Source organism: Aeromonas rivipollensis, from assembly GCF_010974825.1.
GTDB classification, from domain to species: Bacteria; Pseudomonadota; Gammaproteobacteria; order Enterobacterales; family Aeromonadaceae; genus Aeromonas; species Aeromonas rivipollensis.
Genome location: NZ_JAAILA010000011.1, coordinates 78,405 through 95,344, shown reverse-complemented (window position 1 = coordinate 95,344; position 16,940 = coordinate 78,405). Strand labels below are relative to the sequence as shown.

The 16,940-nt window shown below is 58.4% G+C and carries 15 protein-coding genes; 4 read left to right on the top strand and 11 right to left on the bottom strand.

The window, feature by feature from the left end; translation table 11 throughout:
- Positions 1-20 precede the first annotated feature (20 nt).
- The 7 genes from ispC to rpsB all read right to left on the bottom strand — a co-directional run bounded on the left by ispC (position 21) and on the right by rpsB (position 6,125).
- A complete protein-coding gene (ispC, locus tag G4923_RS08175; protein WP_163136510.1) occupies positions 21-1,217 on the bottom strand; it encodes a 1-deoxy-D-xylulose-5-phosphate reductoisomerase in 1,197 nt (398 codons plus the stop codon).
- Positions 1,217-2,074 (bottom strand): phosphatidate cytidylyltransferase, encoded by an 858-nt coding sequence (locus tag G4923_RS08170; protein WP_111909925.1) that lies wholly within the window; start codon positions 2,072-2,074, stop codon positions 1,217-1,219. Before G4923_RS08170 ends, ispC begins: the two co-directional genes overlap by 1 nt.
- Positions 2,075-2,101: 27 nt before the next feature.
- Complete coding sequence (uppS, locus tag G4923_RS08165; RefSeq protein WP_025327913.1) at positions 2,102-2,878, bottom strand: polyprenyl diphosphate synthase; 777 nt, start codon at positions 2,876-2,878, stop codon at positions 2,102-2,104.
- Positions 2,879-2,950: 72 nt separating this feature from the next.
- Positions 2,951-3,508, bottom strand: coding sequence for a ribosome recycling factor (gene frr / locus G4923_RS08160; protein WP_106886072.1), 558 nt, complete (start codon positions 3,506-3,508; stop codon positions 2,951-2,953).
- 96 nt (positions 3,509-3,604) lie between these two features.
- The gene (pyrH, locus tag G4923_RS08155) at positions 3,605-4,339 is read right to left on the bottom strand and encodes a UMP kinase (protein ID WP_025327915.1); all 735 of its coding nucleotides are present in this window, start codon (positions 4,337-4,339) and stop codon (positions 3,605-3,607) included.
- A gap of 71 nt (positions 4,340-4,410) precedes the next feature.
- Complete coding sequence (gene tsf / locus G4923_RS08150; RefSeq protein WP_025327916.1) at positions 4,411-5,292, bottom strand: translation elongation factor Ts; 882 nt, start codon at positions 5,290-5,292, stop codon at positions 4,411-4,413.
- Between the two features lie 104 nt (positions 5,293-5,396).
- Complete coding sequence (gene rpsB / locus G4923_RS08145; RefSeq protein ID WP_025327917.1) at positions 5,397-6,125, bottom strand: 30S ribosomal protein S2; 729 nt, start codon at positions 6,123-6,125, stop codon at positions 5,397-5,399.
- Positions 6,126-6,485: 360 nt separating this feature from the next.
- Here rpsB and map point away from each other — a divergent pair, with 360 nt between their 5' ends.
- From map to G4923_RS08125, 4 genes are all read left to right on the top strand, one after another.
- Positions 6,486-7,274 carry a type I methionyl aminopeptidase gene (map, locus tag G4923_RS08140; RefSeq protein WP_106886071.1) on the top strand — a complete coding sequence of 263 codons (789 nt, stop codon included), beginning with the start codon at positions 6,486-6,488 and terminating at the stop codon, positions 7,272-7,274.
- A gap of 86 nt (positions 7,275-7,360) precedes the next feature.
- Positions 7,361-10,018 carry a bifunctional uridylyltransferase/uridylyl-removing protein GlnD gene (gene glnD / locus G4923_RS08135; protein ID WP_163136508.1) on the top strand — a complete coding sequence of 886 codons (2,658 nt, stop codon included), beginning with the start codon at positions 7,361-7,363 and terminating at the stop codon, positions 10,016-10,018.
- Positions 10,019-10,194: 176 nt separating this feature from the next.
- Positions 10,195-11,022: a 2,3,4,5-tetrahydropyridine-2,6-dicarboxylate N-succinyltransferase gene (gene dapD / locus G4923_RS08130; protein ID WP_163136506.1), complete on the top strand. Its 828-nt coding sequence runs from the start codon at positions 10,195-10,197 to the stop codon at positions 11,020-11,022.
- Positions 11,023-11,149: 127 nt separating this feature from the next.
- A complete protein-coding gene (locus G4923_RS08125) occupies positions 11,150-11,533 on the top strand; it encodes a DUF3461 family protein (protein ID WP_005330793.1) in 384 nt (127 codons plus the stop codon).
- 183 nt (positions 11,534-11,716) lie between these two features.
- Here G4923_RS08125 and ptsG read toward each other — a convergent pair whose 3' ends face one another.
- The 4 genes from ptsG to G4923_RS08105 form a co-directional block, all read right to left on the bottom strand.
- Positions 11,717-13,147: a PTS glucose transporter subunit IIBC gene (gene ptsG / locus G4923_RS08120; RefSeq protein WP_005330791.1), complete on the bottom strand. Its 1,431-nt coding sequence runs from the start codon at positions 13,145-13,147 to the stop codon at positions 11,717-11,719.
- Between the two features lie 429 nt (positions 13,148-13,576).
- The gene (locus G4923_RS08115) at positions 13,577-14,551 is read right to left on the bottom strand and encodes a MalM family protein (protein WP_162627145.1); all 975 of its coding nucleotides are present in this window, start codon (positions 14,549-14,551) and stop codon (positions 13,577-13,579) included.
- A 90-nt stretch (positions 14,552-14,641) separates the two neighbouring features.
- Entirely contained in the window at positions 14,642-15,979 is a 1,338-nt protein-coding gene (locus G4923_RS08110) for a maltoporin (RefSeq protein WP_111909922.1), read from the bottom strand.
- A gap of 519 nt (positions 15,980-16,498) precedes the next feature.
- Positions 16,499-16,939: a flavodoxin gene (locus tag G4923_RS08105; protein WP_106886067.1), complete on the bottom strand. Its 441-nt coding sequence runs from the start codon at positions 16,937-16,939 to the stop codon at positions 16,499-16,501.
- Between the last annotated feature and the right edge of the window lies 1 nt (position 16,940).

The following is a 16,940-nucleotide window of genomic DNA, read 5'->3' as shown; positions in this document are numbered from 1 at the left end:
ACCAGGCCACCACAGTCCGTTCATACGGCAAGCTCCTCTATCAGTTGCTGGGCATGGGCACGGGCCCTGCCATCCAGCGCAATCAGATCCTCCAGCGAACCTGCGGCACTGGTGCCCAGTGTCGTCATGATGGATTCGTTGACTCTGGCAATATCCATAAATCCAATGCGCTCTGCAAGAAAAGCCGCGACGGCCTCTTCATTGGCGGCATTGAGAGAGGTGGTCGCCGCCTGTCCTTGCAGGCAGGCCGCCATGGCCAGTGCCAGGCAGGGATAACGGGCGTAGTCGGGGCGGATAAAGCTGAACTCTCCGACACTGAAGAAATCCAAAGGTTCCACACCGGACTCAATCCTGGCCGGGTAGGCCAGGGCGTGGGCTATGGGGGTACACATGTCCGGGTTACCCAGCTGGGCCAGCACTGAACCGTCCTTGTACTGCACCATGGAGTGGATCACCGACTGGGGGTGGATCACCACCTGGATCTGCTCAGGGAGAGCGTTGAACAGCCAGCGCGCCTCTATGTATTCCAACCCCTTGTTGATCATGGTGGCGGAGTCCACCGAGATCTTGGCCCCCATGGACCAGTTGGGGTGCGCCACCGCCTGGGCCGGCGTGACTCTGGCCAGCTCGTCGATGTCGGTATAGCGGAAGGGGCCCCCTGAGCCGGTAAGCAGTATCTTGCTGATGCCCGCCCCGGCCAGATCGCAGAAGCCAGGCTCGCGCTGAATGGCCTCGGGCAGGCACTGGAAGATCGCATTGTGTTCGCTGTCGATGGGCAGCAGCTCGGCCCCATGGTGGCGCACCGCCTCCATGAAGAAGGCGCCGGACATCACCAGGGCCTCCTTGTTGGCCAGCAGGATCCGCTTGCCGGCACGCACGGCGGCCATGGTGGGTGCCAGACCCGCCGCACCGACGATGGCCGCCATGACGCTGTGGGCGTCAGGGTGAGCGGCCACTTCGCACAGGGCAGCCTGACCAGAGAGTACCCGGGTGGCGCAGCCATGGGTCTTGAGCCGCCCGGCCAGATCGCTGGCGGCGCTCTCATCCACCATGACGGCGAAACGGGGGGAGAATTCGAGACAGTCCCGCACCATGGCATCCACGCTGCGAGCCGCGGTCAGCGCCAGCACCTGCCAGCGCCCCGGATTCTGCCGCAGCACCTTGAGGGTGCTCTGACCGATGGAGCCGGAGGCTCCCAGAATGACCAGATTGCGCATCAGAACTCCTGACCGAGTAGCAGATAGCTGAGCAGGAAGACGGGCAGCGCCGCCGTCAGGCTGTCGATGCGATCGAGGATGCCGCCGTGACCCGGCAGCAGGGTGCCGGAATCCTTGATACCGGCCTCCCGCTTGAACATGCTCTCGGTCAAATCGCCGAGCACGGACGCCAGCACCGCCAGCAGGGAGCAGAGCAGCACCACCCCCATCTTGGCCGGCACGAAGCCCATGAACCAGGTCACGCTGATGGCCAGCACGCTGGCGGTAAAGAGGCCGCCCAGCATGCCCTCTATGGTTTTACCCGGGCTGACGGCCGGGGCCAGCTTGTGCTTGCCGAACGCCTTGCCGAAAAAATACGCGCCAGAATCTGCCGCCCAGACCAGGCCCATCACGAACAGCAGGATCCAGGCCCCCATCATGGGGTCGTGATAGAAGTTGTACCCACGGATGGCCACCAGGGACCAGAAGAAGGGCACCAGGGTCACCAGACCGAACAGGGACTTGAGCCAGACGGACTCTTTCCACAACCTGGCGCTGCGGGGGTAGCGCAGCACCAGCAGCAGCCCGAGCAGCCACCAGCTGATGGCGGTCCAGAGCACGCCCATCACCAGCGGATGCAGCTGGGGGATCCAGAGTTGCTCTACCGGCACCCAGAACAGGCTGGCACCGAGCAACAGGCAGAACACCAGCGGCAACCATTGTTGCGGCTGGGCAGAGACGAAGGCGCTCCACTCACGGCTGGCCAGCAGAAAGACCAGGGCTGCGAGCAGGGCAAAGAATTTCAATGGCAGGAAAAACAGTGCCCCCAACACCAGGGGTACTAACAGTAATGCGGTAATAATTCGTTGTTTTAGCAAAAGAAACCTCTCTCTTGGGAGCGGGGTTTAGCCGGTCTGTTGCGCGGCGATCAATTCCCGTATCTGTTCACCCGTACACCCGAAGCGACGCTCGCGAGCAACGAAGGAGGCAACTGCCCCGCTGAACTCGGCCTCGTCAAAGTCGGGCCACAAGACCGGGGTAAAATAGAGCTCGGCATAAGCAAGCTGCCATAACACAAAATTGCTGATGCGATGATCCCCGCCGGTACGGATCAGCAGATCCACCGGAGGCAGATCGGCCATGCAGACCTGACGTGCCAGTGCCTCTTCATCGACCGCCTCTGCATCCAGCTCGCCCGCTGCCACGGCGCGAGCCAGCCTGCGGGCCGCCTGGGCTATGTCCCATTGACCGCCATAGTTGGCGGCGATGTTGAGGGTGAGTCCCTGGTTGCCGGCGGTCAGGGCCTCGGCCTTGGCGATCTTGGCCTGCAGCCGTTCACTGAAACGGGCGGTATCGCCGATCACCTTGAGCCGGATGCCATTGCTGTGCAACTTGTTCACCTCGCGGCCAAGCACCGTCATGAATAGCTCCATCAGGGCATTGACCTCCCCTTCCGGGCGGCGCCAGTTCTCACTGGAGAACGCGAACAACGTCAGCGCCTCCATCTTGGCACGGGCGGCAAAGGCCACGGCCTCACGCACGGATTTCACGCCCGCCTTGTGGCCAGAGACCCGCATCTTGCCACGGTTCTGAGCCCAGCGACCATTGCCATCCATGATGATGGCGACGTGACGAGGCAAGGACGAGCTGGCGCTATCGCCTAGCGCTGCCAAAAGCGACATTCATTTCTCCCACAAAGACAAAAGCGCCGTGCAGGGGCACTACACGGCGCTCGTAATATACCTGTCGGAGGCTTAGATTTCCATTAGCTCCTTTTCCTTCGCGGCCAGGGCGTCATCCACCAGCTTGACGAAGGCGTCGGTCAGTTTCTGAATCTCTTCCTGGGCGCGACGGTCGTCGTCCTCGGAGATCTCCTTGTCCTTCAGCAGAGCCTTCAGGTCTGCGTTGGCATCGCGACGGATGTTGCGCACGGCAACCCGGGCACCTTCGGCTTCGGCACGGACTATCTTGGTCAGATCGCGGCGACGCTCTTCGGTCAGCGCGGGCAGCGGCACACGCAGAGTCTGGCCATTGCTGGACGGGTTCAGGCCCAGATCTGAGGTCAGGATGGCTTTTTCCACCGCCTGGATCATGGAGCGATCGAAGATGGAGATGGACAGGGTGCGGGCATCTTCTGCCACTACGTTAGCCAACTGTTTCAGAGGAGTGGCGGCACCGTAATACTCCACCTGGATACCGTCGAGCAGGCTCGGATGAGCACGGCCGGTACGGATCTTGGACATCTGGGTCTTGAGCGATTCTACGCTCTTGGCCATGCGGTCCTTGGCGTCGTTTTTAATCTCGTTGATCACAGTGGTTTTCCTTTTGGCGAACGAGCCGGCATGCGGCCCGTATCTATCTTGTTTACTGGCGTAATGGACAAGCGCGCCAGGCGGCTCAGGCTTGTCTTACTTGCTGACGTGGTGGATCAGGGTACCTTCCGGCTCACCCATGATAACCCGACGCAATGCACCCGGTTTGTTCATGTTGAACACCCGGATCGGCAGATCGTGGTCGCGGGCCAGGGTAAAAGCAGCAAGATCCATCACTTTGAGTTCTTTTTCAAGAACTTCATCATAACTCAGTTCTTGATAGAGCACTGCATCCGGGTTCTTGACCGGATCATCGGTGAACACACCATCGACCTTGGTGGCCTTGAGCACCACGTCGGCTTCGATCTCGATGCCGCGCAGGCAGGCTGCGGAGTCGGTGGTGAAGAAGGGGTTGCCGGTACCGGCGGAGAAGATCACCACCTTGCCGGCACGCAGCTGGCTGATGGCCTCGGCCCAGCTGTAGGAATCGCAGACACCCTGCAGGGAGATGGCAGACATCAGACGGGCATTCACATAAGCACGATGCAGGGCATCACGCATGGCCAGGCCGTTCATGACGGTCGCCAGCATGCCCATGTGGTCACCCACCACGCGGTTCATGCCCGCCTTGGCAAGACCGGCACCACGGAACAGGTTGCCGCCGCCAATGACCAGACCGACCTGAACACCCAGCTCAACCAGCTCTTTGATCTCTTGGGCCATCCGCTCCAACACCGCTGGATCAATGCCAAAACCCTCGGATCCTTGCAGGGCTTCACCACTCAACTTCAGAAGAACACGTCTGTATGCAGGCTTGGGATTGGTACTCATGTCACTGATTCCTGGTCATATAAAGACCGCGACATAAGTCGCGGTCTGGGGAAACGGAAAAACCGGTTCGATTAGGCCTTTTGAGCGGCCGCGATCTGGGCTGCAACTTCAGCCGCGAAATCGGTCTCTTGCTTCTCGATGCCTTCGCCCACTTCGAAACGGGTGAAGGAAACAACGTCAGCGCCTTCTTTCTTCAGCAGCTCAGCCACAGTGATGGACGGATCCTTCACGAAGGGTTGACCAGTCAGGGAAACCTCACCGGTGAACTTCTTCATGCGGCCTTCAACCATCTTCTCGGCGATGTCTTTCGGCTTGCCGGAGTTGATGGCGATGTCGATCTGAATTTCGCGCTCTTTGGCAACGACTTCAGCAGACACGTCTTCAGGCTTGACGAACTGCGGGCTGTTGGCAGCGACGTGCATGGCCAGATCTTTGGCCAGGTCGGCAGTACCACCGGTCAGCTTGGTGATAACACCGATACGGGAACCGTGTACGTAGGTGCCCAGGTTGTCACCTTCAACCAGCATCACGCGACGCAGGTTCATGTTCTCACCGATCTTGGCGATCAGGTTGGTGATGGTCAGCTCAACGGACTCACCGTTACCGAAATCGGCGGCCTTCAGGGCGTCGATGTCAGCAATTTTCTGGGTCGCGGCGATGTCGGCGATCTTCTGGCCCATGGCCATGAAGCTGGCGTCTTTGGCGACGAAGTCGGTTTCGCTGTTCAGCTCGATCATGGCGGCAATGTTGCCTTCGGTACGGGCGAAGATCACGCCTTCAGCGGCGATACGGCCCGCTTTCTTGGCGGCCTTGGCCTGACCGGATTTGCGCATGTTCTCGATGGCCAGCTCGATGTCACCAGCGGCTTCTTCCAGCGCTTTTTTGCAATCCATCATGCCAGCGGCAGTGCGCTCGCGCAGTTCTTTTACCAGGGCGGCAGTAACGTTAGCCATGTCCAGTATCCTCGGTCTTGAATTGACAAGAAACAGGGGCCACAAGGGCCCCTGCTAACCAATTACATCAGCTTGGTTAATAAGGGCTTTACAGTCCTTATCAATTACTCAGCTTCAACGAAGCCATCTTGTTCGGCTTGAACAACGATGTCCTGAGCGCGAGCTTCCAGTACGGTGTCAGCAGCAGCATTCAGGTACAGCTGTACGGCACGGATAGCGTCGTCGTTACCCGGGATGACATAGTCAACGCCGTCCGGGTTGGAGTTGGTATCAACGATGGAAACTACCGGGATACCCAGGTTATTGGCTTCTTTGATAGCGATGTGCTCGTGGTCGGCATCGACAACGAACAGAACGTCAGGCAGGCCGCCCATGTTCTTGATACCACCTAGGCTCTTCTCCAGCTTGTCCATTTCGCGAGTACGCATCAGCGCCTCTTTCTTGGTCAGCTTGTCGAAGGTACCGTCTTGGCTCTGGGTTTCCAGATCTTTCAGGCGCTTGATGGACTGACGAACGGTTTTCCAGTTGGTCAGCATGCCGCCCAGCCAGCGGTGGTTAACATAGAACTGGTCGCAACGCTCAGCGGCTTCTTTTACGGCTTCAGACGCGGCACGCTTGGTACCTACAAACAGGACCTTGCCCTTCTTGGCAGCTACGGAGCTGATGAAGTTCATGGCATCGTCAAACATCGGAACGGTTTTTTCCAAGTTGATGATGTGAACCTTGCTGCGGGCGCCGAAGATGTAGGACTTCATTTTCGGGTTCCAGTAACGAGTCTGGTGACCGAAGTGAACGCCGGCTTGCAGCATGTCGCGCATAGAAACTTTAGCCATTTTATACCTCTGTATTGGGGTTAGGCCTCCACACATCCCATGTAACCGACCCCAAAGGGGCACCCCGGTACAGGTGTCGATGTGTGTGTGTTGTTTGAGTAAGGGTGATGGCATGAGGACACAAGTTCCCCATTCCGGCGCGCTTTATACCATAACTTTGGTCAGGACACCACCAGATGGACCGCTAAAAATGGATCCCGACGGGGGCTGCGACCGCTTGATGACGTTGCGATGACGATCACACTGGAAGTAAACGGGGGTTGGGGATAAAATTTTGCCCTGATTGCAAACGCATCTATTTTTCATTACCTGATTGTTGGGCATCGGCAGGATGCGCAGTCGGGCCCCAAGAGAGATCCCATGTCCATTAAAATCAAGACACCGGAAGAGATTGAAAAGATGCGCATTGCCGGCCAGCTGGCCGCCGATGTGCTGGTCATGATCGCCCCCCATGTCAAGGCTGGCGTCACCACAGACGAGCTGAACACCCTGTGCCACAACCATATCGTCGAGGTACAGCAGGCCATCCCCGCGCCGCTCAACTATCACGGCTTCCCCAAGTCCATCTGCACCTCGGTCAATGATGTGATCTGCCACGGCATCCCCAATCACAAGAAGCTGCGGGAAGGGGACATCATCAACCTGGACATCACCGTCATCAAGGATGGCTACCACGGCGACACCTCCGCCATGTTCATCGTGGGCCAGACCACGCCCCTGCGTCGCCAGCTGTGCAAGGTGGCACAAGAGAGCCTGTACGCCGCCATCAAGCAGGTGCGTCCTGGCATGTGCATCACCGAGATCGGCGCCGTGATCCAGCCCATCGTCGAGCAGGCCGGTTTCTCCGTGGTACGTGACTACTGCGGCCACGGCATCGGCAGCGAGTTCCACGAAGAGCCGCAGATCCTGCACTACCGCAACGGCGGCAAGCTGGAACTCAAACCGGGCATGTGCTTCACCATAGAGCCCATGGTCAACAGCAAGAAGTATCATTGCCGCATCAATCCCAAGGATGGCTGGACCGTCACCACCAAGGACGGCGGCGACTCCGCCCAGTGGGAACACACCCTGCTGGTCACCGAGGATGGCTGCGAGGTGCTCACCCTGCGCCCCGACGACACTATCGACCGCGTCATCAAACACAGCTAACATCGAACCCCGGCCCTGACCTCAAAAGCGCCGGGGTTTTTACTGCCCGTTCCAGCCGTTTGCCTGCCACTTGTGTGTGAGATGCCATGGATGCCAGTCTGCTTTCCCCCCACCTGTTACCCGACGATCAGCTCACCCGTGACAACTGCAAGGAGTATCTGAGCCGCTTCCTTGTCTGGCTGCACGAGCGCTTCGATGCCGGCGACAACATCATCGAACTGGTGGCCACCCGCTCCGAATACATGGACGCGCTGCTGACCAGGCTCTGGCACAAGTTCGGCTTCGACAAGACCAGCCTGGCCCTGATCGCGGTGGGCGGCTATGGTCGGGGCGAACTGCATCCCCACTCCGACATCGACCTGCTCATCCTCTATGAAGGGGACGAGCTGGACGAGGTGCTGGGGCTGCGCATCGGCGAGTTCATCACCCTGCTGTGGGATCTCAAGCTGGAAGTCGGGCAATCGGTGCGCAACGTGAGCGAGTGCATCGAGCAGGGCCGCAGCGATATCACTGTGGCCACCAACCTCATAGAAGCGCGCTACATCACCGGGCGCCTGGCGGGGTTCGAGCAGTTGCAGGCCGCCACCCAGCCCCAGCACTTCTGGCCGAGCGAGGCCTTCTTTCGCGCCAAGCGCGAGGAGCAGAGCCTGCGCCACCAGCAGTTTCTCGGCACCGCCTACAAGCTGGAACCGGATCTCAAGAACAATCCCGGCGGGCTGCGGGACATCCAGACCCTGGCCTGGGTCGCCCGCCGCCACTTCGGCGCCACCACACTGTTCGAGATGACCAGCCACGGCTTCCTCAACCGGGCCGAGTACCGCGAACTGCTCGACTGCCAGAACTTCCTGTGGAAGGTGCGTTTCGCCTTGCACATGGCCATCAACAAGGGGGACAACCGCCTCTTGTTCGATCGCCAGCGCACCGTGGCCCAGATGCTGGGGTTCGAGGGGGAAGTCAACGGCCCGGTCGAGCAGATGATGAAGCGTTTCTATCAGACGGTACGGCGGGTCGCCGAGCTCAACGAGATGCTGCTGCAGCTGTTTGACGAGGCTATCCTCGGCAACACCGCCATGGATGTACGCCGCATCAGCGACGAGTTCCAGCTCCGTGGCCGCCTCATCGATGCGGTGGACTCCGAGCTGTTTGGCCGCGACCCCGCCGCCATACTGCGACTCTTCTACCAGATAGCCCAGCACCCGGACATCGCCGGCATCCACTCCGCCACCCTGCGCCAGCTGCGGGAGGCCAGACGCACCCTCAGCTGCTGGCTGCAGGACTTGCCCGAATGCCGTCGTCTGTTCATGGCGCTGCTGCGCCACCCCAACGGCATCGGCCAGCCCCTCACTCTTATGCATAAGTACGGGATCCTCGCGGCCTATCTGCCCCAGTGGAACCTCATCGTAGGCCAGATGCAGTTCGACATGTTCCACGCTTACACTGTGGATGAGCACACCCATCGCCTGCTCCAGAACATCCATCGCTTCCCGAACCCGGCCAGCCGCCAGACCCACCCGCTCTGCCACGAGGTGTTCACCCAGTTGCGCAAGCCGGAGCTGCTCAGCATCGCCGCCCTGTTCCACGACATCGCCAAGGGACGGCGCGGCGATCACTCGGAGCTCGGCGCCGTCGATGCGCTGGAGTTCTGCCAGTTGCACGGACTGGATCGCTACGAGAGCCGCTTGGTGGCCTGGCTGGTGCGCCATCACCTGCTGATGTCGGTCACCGCCCAGCGCCGCGACATCTACGATCCCGAGGTGGTCACCGACTTCGCCCACAAGGTGCGCGACGAACTGCACCTGGATCTGCTCTATTGCCTGACCGTGGCCGATATCTGCGCCACCAACGACACCCTGTGGAACGACTGGAAAGGCACATTGCTGCGGGAGCTCTACTTCGCCACCCAGAAGGCGCTCCGCCAGGGGCTGGAAAACCCGCCGGACATGCGCCTCAAGATCCGCGAGAACCAGCGTCAGGCCAGGCAGATCCTGGCCCAGCGCGAGGTGCCCGAGGAAGCGGTCAGCGCCCTCTGGAATGATTTCAAGGCCGACTATTTCCTGCGCCACAGCCCGGAGCAGATCGCCTGGCACTGCCGCAAGATCATCGCACACGGCGACAACCCGGCCCCCCTGGTGCTCATCGGCAAGCACCCCATCCGGGGCGGCAGCGAGGTGTTCATCTATTGCCGCGACACCCCGAATCTGTTCGCCACCGTGGCCTCGGCACTGGATCAGAAGAACCTCAACATCCACGACGCCCAAATCATGAATTCGCGCAACGACTATGTGCTGGACACCTTCATCGTGCTCGAACCCAATGGCGAGCCCATCAGCCCCAACCGCACCGCCACCATCAAGAAGGCGCTGGAGAAGGCGCTGCAGGAGCCGGGCAAGCTGGTGCTGCGCAACAAGCCCCTGTCACGGCGCCACCGCCAGTTCAGCGTGCCGACCCGGGTGGTCTTCCTGCCCCGCACTTCACCCACGAAGGGGGAGAGCCGCCACACCCTGCTGGAGCTAACCGCCCTGGATACCCCGGGCCTGCTGGCCCGCATCGGTGCCGTCTTCCAGCAGTGCGGCATCGAATTACATGCCGCCAAGATCACCACCATAGGCGAGCGGGTAGAAGACTTCTTCAGCCTCACCACCCTCGAAGGCGAGCCGCTGAACCAGGCCGAACAGCAGGCGCTGGAGGAGCGACTGGTCAATCAGCTCAACCCCCAGGAGCAGGGGGACGAGGAGGGGCGATAAGACCCGGGAAAGGCTTCACAAGACGCCGTTTATCGTTCTGATTTATCAATCAGAACAAGTGGTTGGGCCACTCAAGTACAATAAACCGCCTTTCTTTTGAAGAAATCGGCCAGAGCCCTTAAAAACGATTGGAAAAGTGTGATACAACAAACAGAATTTTTTAAAGGAAACCTGTCATGACCCAGTTGCAACAGACCATCGAAGCGGCCTTCGAGCGCCGTGATTCCATCACCCCCGGCTCCGTCGATGCCGCCACCAAGGCCGCCATCCTGGAGGCCATCGATCTGCTGGACTCCGGCAAGGCCCGGGTCGCCGAGAAGATTGCCGGTGAGTGGGTCGTCCACCAGTGGCTGAAGAAGGCCGTGCTGCTCTACTTCCGCATCAATGACAACGGCATCATCAAGGGTGACGACGCCCAGTACTACGACAAGGTTCCCCTCAAGTTCTCCGACTACACCGCCGAGCAGTTCAAGGCGGCGGGCGTGCGCGTGGTGCCGCCGGCCACCGCTCGCAAGGGCTCCTTCATCGCCCCCAATACAGTGCTGATGCCCTCCTATGTCAACATCGGCGCCTTCGTCGATGAAGGCACCATGGTCGATACCTGGGCCACAGTGGGCTCCTGCGCCCAGATCGGCAAGAACGTGCACCTCTCCGGCGGCGTCGGCATCGGCGGCGTACTGGAGCCGCTGCAGGCCAATCCGACCATCATCGAGGACAACTGCTTCATCGGTGCCCGTTCAGAAGTGGTTGAAGGGGTGATAATCGAGGAAGGTTCCGTCATCTCCATGGGCGTCTTCATCGGTCAGTCCACCCGTATCTATGACCGCGAAACCGGCGAGATCCACTATGGTCGCGTGCCGGCCGGTTCAGTGGTGGTCTCAGGCTCCCTGCCCTCCAAGTGCGGCAAGTACAGCCTGTATGCCGCCGTCATCGTCAAGAAGGTGGATGCCAAGACCCGTGCCAAGGTCGGCATCAACGCCCTGCTGCGCTCCATCGACGAGTGATCGACCAGCCATCATGGTAAAAGGGGCCTTTTGGGCCCCTTTTGATTTTGGCGCTCCTGTCACAGGCAAGCCACTGTGACTCGGTTAAGATAGATGGGTCAGGATCGTTTCAAACCGAGGAAGCCCGATGTACGAGAATCTGAAGAGCCTGGGGATCCAGGAGCCCACCTCAGTGGACAGCTATACCCTGCGCCAGGAAGCCAACCACGACATCCTCAAGATCTATTTCAAGAAGCAGAAGGGAGAGTTCTTCGCCAAGAGCGTCAAATTCAAGTATCCCCGTCAGCGCAAGACCATGCTGATAGACTCGGGCACCCATGAGTACAAGGATGTCACCGAGATCAACGCCAACCTCAAGTACGTGGTGGATGAGCTGGATAACCTGACCCAGGGCGTACACGTCGAGATCGATCAGGATATCAAGCAGAAAATCCTGCGCGACCTGCGTCATCTGGAAAAAGTGGTGCAGAACAAGATAAGCGAGATAGAGCGGGACCTGGAAAAACTCTAGGCAGTTTTCCCCCCCCCCAGCACAAGGCGCCATCAGGCGCCTTTTTTAATGCCGGTCCACAGGGAAGCCACCAACGCCCTCCCCCCGGATCTGCTCGGCCCCGCCCAGCGGGCTGACACGCGCCCAGCAAAAAGGGAGGCTTGCGCCTCCCTTTTCAAGAACTCTGATATTCAGGCAACAGGATTAGTTGCTCTTCATCCAGATGTCCATGTCGGTTTTCAGGTTGTCGGACTTGGTACCGAAGATAGCCTGCACACCGGAGCCAGCAACCACCACACCGGCAGCGCCCAGCTTCTTAAGACCAGCCTGGTCAACCTTGGCTACATCCTTCACGCCGACACGCAGACGGGTGATGCAGGCATCCAGGGAGGCGATGTTCTCTTTACCACCGAAGGCAGACACCAGGGCAGCAGACATCTCGTCTTTGCTTTGACCAACTGTCTCTTCGGCAGCTTCATCTTCGCGACCCGGGGTTTTCAGGTTCATGGCACGGATCACCACGGTGAAGACCACGTAGTAGATGACGGCGTAGACCAGACCCAGACCGACCAGCAGCAGCATGTTGTCGGCACGGGGTGATTGCACCACGAAGTCGATGAAGCCGTTGGAGAAGGTGTGACCGTGTACGACCCCCAGGGAATTGGTCAGGACGTAAGCCAGACCGGCCAGCAGGGCGTGAATGGCATACAGTACCGGTGCCACGAACAGGAAGGAGAATTCGATAGGCTCGGTGATACCGGTCAGGAAGGAGGTCAGGGCAGCGGAGGCCATGATACCAACAATCTTGGCGCGGTTTTCCGGCTTGGCAGCGTGAGCGATGGCAAACGCAGCGGCAGGCAGACCGAACATCTTGAACAGGTAACCACCGGCCAGTTGACCGAAGCCGTTACCGGCAGCGCGGGAAGCGTCATCAGCAGTCAGGAAGCAGGTCATGATGCCGTGTACGGTTTCGCCAGCGGCGTTGACACAGGTACCCGCCTGATAGAAGAAGGGGACGTTCCAGATGTGGTGCAGACCGAACGGGATCAGGGAGCGCTCGACCACGCCGTAGATACCGAAGGCCAGTACCGGGTTCTGGTTGGCAGCCCAGTCGGAGAAGGCACCGATGGCACCACCGATCGGCGGCCAGATGAAGGAGAGCACAACACCCAGGCCGATGGAGACGAAGCCGGTGATGATGGGCACGGCACGCTTACCGGCGAAGAAGCCAAGGTACTCGGGCAGCTGGATCTTGTAGAAGCGGTTGAACGCCCAGGCAGCAACACCACCGGCGAGGATACCCCCCAGCACACCGGTGTCTATGCTTTCGACGCCCATCACAGGTGCCATGACCTTCAGGGTCGCGACCATGATGCCGTAGCCGACGATGGCAGACAGACCGGATACACCGTCGTTATTGGTAAAGCCAAGTGCCACGCCGACGGCGAACAGCAGGGCCATCTGGCCAAACACTGAACCACCGGCCTGCTCCATCAGCTGGGAGACAATTTCCGGCAACCAGCTGAAGTGAGCCGCGCCCACCCCCAGCAGAATACCTGCAACGGGCAAGACCGATACGGGCAGCATCAGCGCCTTACCGACCTTTTGCAGATTAGAGAAAGCATTTTTTAACATGTGTGCGCTCCTGAATGGATTTTTTTCCGTCAACGACTCAGTGCAGCTATAGATGACGACCTTCTTCATCTGACGTTGTACTGGATGCGTTTCCCGGGTTGCTTATTTTGACCAACAGAATATAACCCAGCAGCTTTTAAAATGCCTGCACCGCACCCAAGGGAATAATAAATTTGGAGGAGAGATCACAAGATAATTAAATAAGGGGAAGGGAGGTAATCTTGAATATTATTTCGTATTGTTATAGTCACGCGGCAAAAAGAAAAGAATCACTTCAAAATAAATCACAGAGAAACGATATAATACTAAAGGAAACTTATTGTAACTCAATGTAACGCATTGATGTTTTATATTATCCAGTCTACCGATTAAAAAGGCCTCCAACAAGGGAGGCCTGAAATAAATATTAGTCTACATATATTCAGTCATTCAGTTTTTTTGTGAACGCTTCACCGCGTCAATAAAGACAGATTTCGCCTTGGTTGAACCGGCACGCTCGGCTTCACTCACGAGCTGCATCGCCTTGTCGATGTCCCCGGCCTTGACCGCTTTCTCGATCTGGCTGTTGTAGAAGGTCTCGGTCTCGCTCAGCATGGCGGGGGCCGGTGTGCTGGGGGTCGCGGCAACAGCGGCAGTAGTCGCCGCCGTCGCAGCCACGGCCGTCGTGGCCGGCTTGGCCTGACTCATCGCGACCTTGTCCGAATACTCGGGCTTGAACACGGCTTCCAGGCCCTGCCCCTTGGCCATGTCGACGACCTCGAGTTGCAGCAGGCCCCAGGGGGAATGGGGGATGACGGGATCCTTGATATCCGGCTCGACAGTGCCATTGGCACGGGCAAACGCCTTGGCGGGATGCAATATGGTGGTGCTGCCGGACAGTTCGTCGGCCGGGGCATAGATCACCATGTAGGTTTCGGTCGCGGGATTGCCCGGCATGCTGCGGTCCACGAACACCTTGCCTTCGATCCTGTCATTGTCGAGCAGGTGGGCTGGCTGATACGTGAAGACAGATTCACCCAGCACGCGGGTTACCTTGAACTGGGCATCCAGCATGATCACCTTGGGCACGAGTACCGTCTTGCTCACCTGGGAGGCCAGGGTGATGGCCAGATTGCCGGTATTGGCCGGCAGACGATAGGCGGCAAAATAGCTCATCCCCTCGTCAAATTGATAGCTGGGTTGCTTGCCATCCAGGGTCAGCAGCGTGTCCCCCTCCGGCAGGGAGACATAATTGAATTCGTTGAATGCCTTGCAGCAGCTCGTCGTCTGAGCGAGCGCCTGCTTGGCCTGGTCGGCATTGCTCAGGATGGAGGCGTGCTCTTGCACGGGCACTACCATGCTACCGGAACAACCGGCCAACAGCGCGGTAACCACGGCCGCGATAGACATCTTTACCAGTTTCATTCTTCTTATCTCCATAACCCGGTTGCCAAATCCTGCTAAACAAAACTGCCCCCATCAGGGGGCAGTGACTAACTTAACTGAAGATATTGCTTACCACCAGGCTTCTGCCTGGACGCCAACTTGCCAGGTGTCATCGGAGGTGCCACTTTCGAAGCTGTTCTTGCTACCGGAGCCATCGGCTTCGGTATCAGCCAGATAGGAAGCGAACACACGGATTTCCGGACGGGCCCAGAAGCTGGAACCGGCAGACCAGGCCTGGGCCAGGGTCAGCTTGTAACCGCCATCCTTGTCGCTGCCACCACTGGTGTAGCTGGTCTTGTCCTTGAAGATACCACCTTCAAAGATGGTCTTGTTGAAGTCATCCCACTTGTACATAGGACGGACAACGGCGGAGAAGGTTTGAGTCTCGTCGTGACCACTCCACATCTCGTTGCCTACACCGTAGACCAGCTGGTGACCCATCTCCCAGGAGTTGCCCATCGGGATGACGCCCCAGTTGATGATACGGTAGCCGTCGGCACCGCTTTTCGCTTCGGCACCGTACCAGGAGCCGTCACCGTAGTAGGCCATGGCCTTGGAGTAGCCTTCGGTACCGTACTGCAGCACAGTCTTGTTGAAGCCGCCAAAGATGCCCTGGGTCAGTTCGGCAGTCAGCATGACGCCGTTCTTCATGTTGTCGTTTTTCAGATCTTTCTGGGCTTCGGTCTCATTGACCAGAGCATACATGGCGCCCACTTCCAGGGAGCCGTCTTGCCACAGCGGGATGCCAGCATAACGCGCATCCAGGGTATTGACGTTCAGATCTTCGTTTTTCTGATAAGTCGGATCACCGTTGGCATCTACACCGGTCTGGGTGTACTGACCGAACACATCGGCCGCGCTGCGGTCGTTGCGAACCCAGGCGAAGGAGACCTTGCCAGGACCAGCCTGGATGCCTTCGATACCGGCGCCGGCACCGGAGATGTTCCAGTAGTAGAAGTCAGAGATGTGGATGTCGTGACGTTGGTAATAACGCTTACCGGCCCAGAGGGTGGCTTCCGGTGCAAAGCCCAGCAGGCCCTTGGCTTGTACGTTGAACTGACGCAGTGCGAAATCGGAGTCGCCGTTGCACTGTTTGGCATCGAAGTTACAGACGGTACCAGTGCCTTCCCAGTCATTGGAACCGTTGGATGCCATGGCAAACATGGAATCTACATAGAAAGTCTTGCCATCTTTGTTGAAGACTTCCTGACCCAGTTGCACTTCGCCGTAGGTATCATTTTCGTTACCCAGACGACCAACCTTGTTGACGTTGTATTTAACCATGTCCCCGTCACCGGAAACACCAACACCTGAACGGAAGTAGCCGTGGAAATCAACGGCGAAGGCGGCTTGAGAAGCCAGGGCAGCGGTTACTGCTGCTGCAATCGGGAGCCACTTTGCTTTCATTTTCATTTTCCTTATTCCCGCTGGGAGTGTGATCCTGATATTCAAGTTCTTATCACTGAAAAACGTTTCAGCGATAACCGGGGTCGATTATATGTAGCCAATTTCACGACAAACATGAGCTGATTCACAAAACGGTGACAAATCGCGCGGCCTCACCCCAGAGGACGCATATCAAGGCAAACAAAGCAAAAATAAGCAATAAAAAACCAATAATCACCAGCACAAAGAAAAATAACACCAAAGAAAGCGCTTTCAACTATTAATTTGCGATGAAGATTAAGTGATTAATCAGTCGCGCCGTGACGAAAACATGATTGAAATCGCTTTCAGTGCGGAACTTTTAATTTTCTGATGTGTCGCCGCTCTGATGAATATGGGTCTGAGGAATCCGATCTGGCGGGGGAAAATAACCCGATAAAGTGCGGGATATATTTCAAGGAAGGTTAAGTGAGTCCCAAAATAACACTCCCCCGTCAGCACGCTCACGGGGGAGAAATTTAAAATACGAAGGCAATCCGGCTAGAGTCTATTTTCCCAGCTTTTCAACCAGGCCAGCGCCGCGACCTCAGGCTCATCTTCCAGTGTCGCGTCTATCTCAAGGTGCGGTACCAGGGCATCGGCGGCCAGCTCCTGCAGCAGTTCATCGAGCCTGCGTCCGGCCCCGCAGAAGTGTTCATAGCTGCTGTCCCCCATGGCGATGAGGGCATAACGCCATCCCTTCATATAAGGAGCGCGATCGGCCAGGGCCGTGGCGAAGGGTTGCAGATTGGGAGGAATATCCCCCTGCCCCGTGGTGGCACTGACGATCAGCAAGAAGCGGGATGGGTCTATGTCGGTCAGCTCGGCTTCGTCGAAGAGCTGGCAGACATGCCCCTGGGCTTGCAGGTGATCCCGCAGTGTCTCGGCCACCAGCATGGCCGAGCCGTAGACGGTGCCGACCAGGATATCGATGTCGGCCATC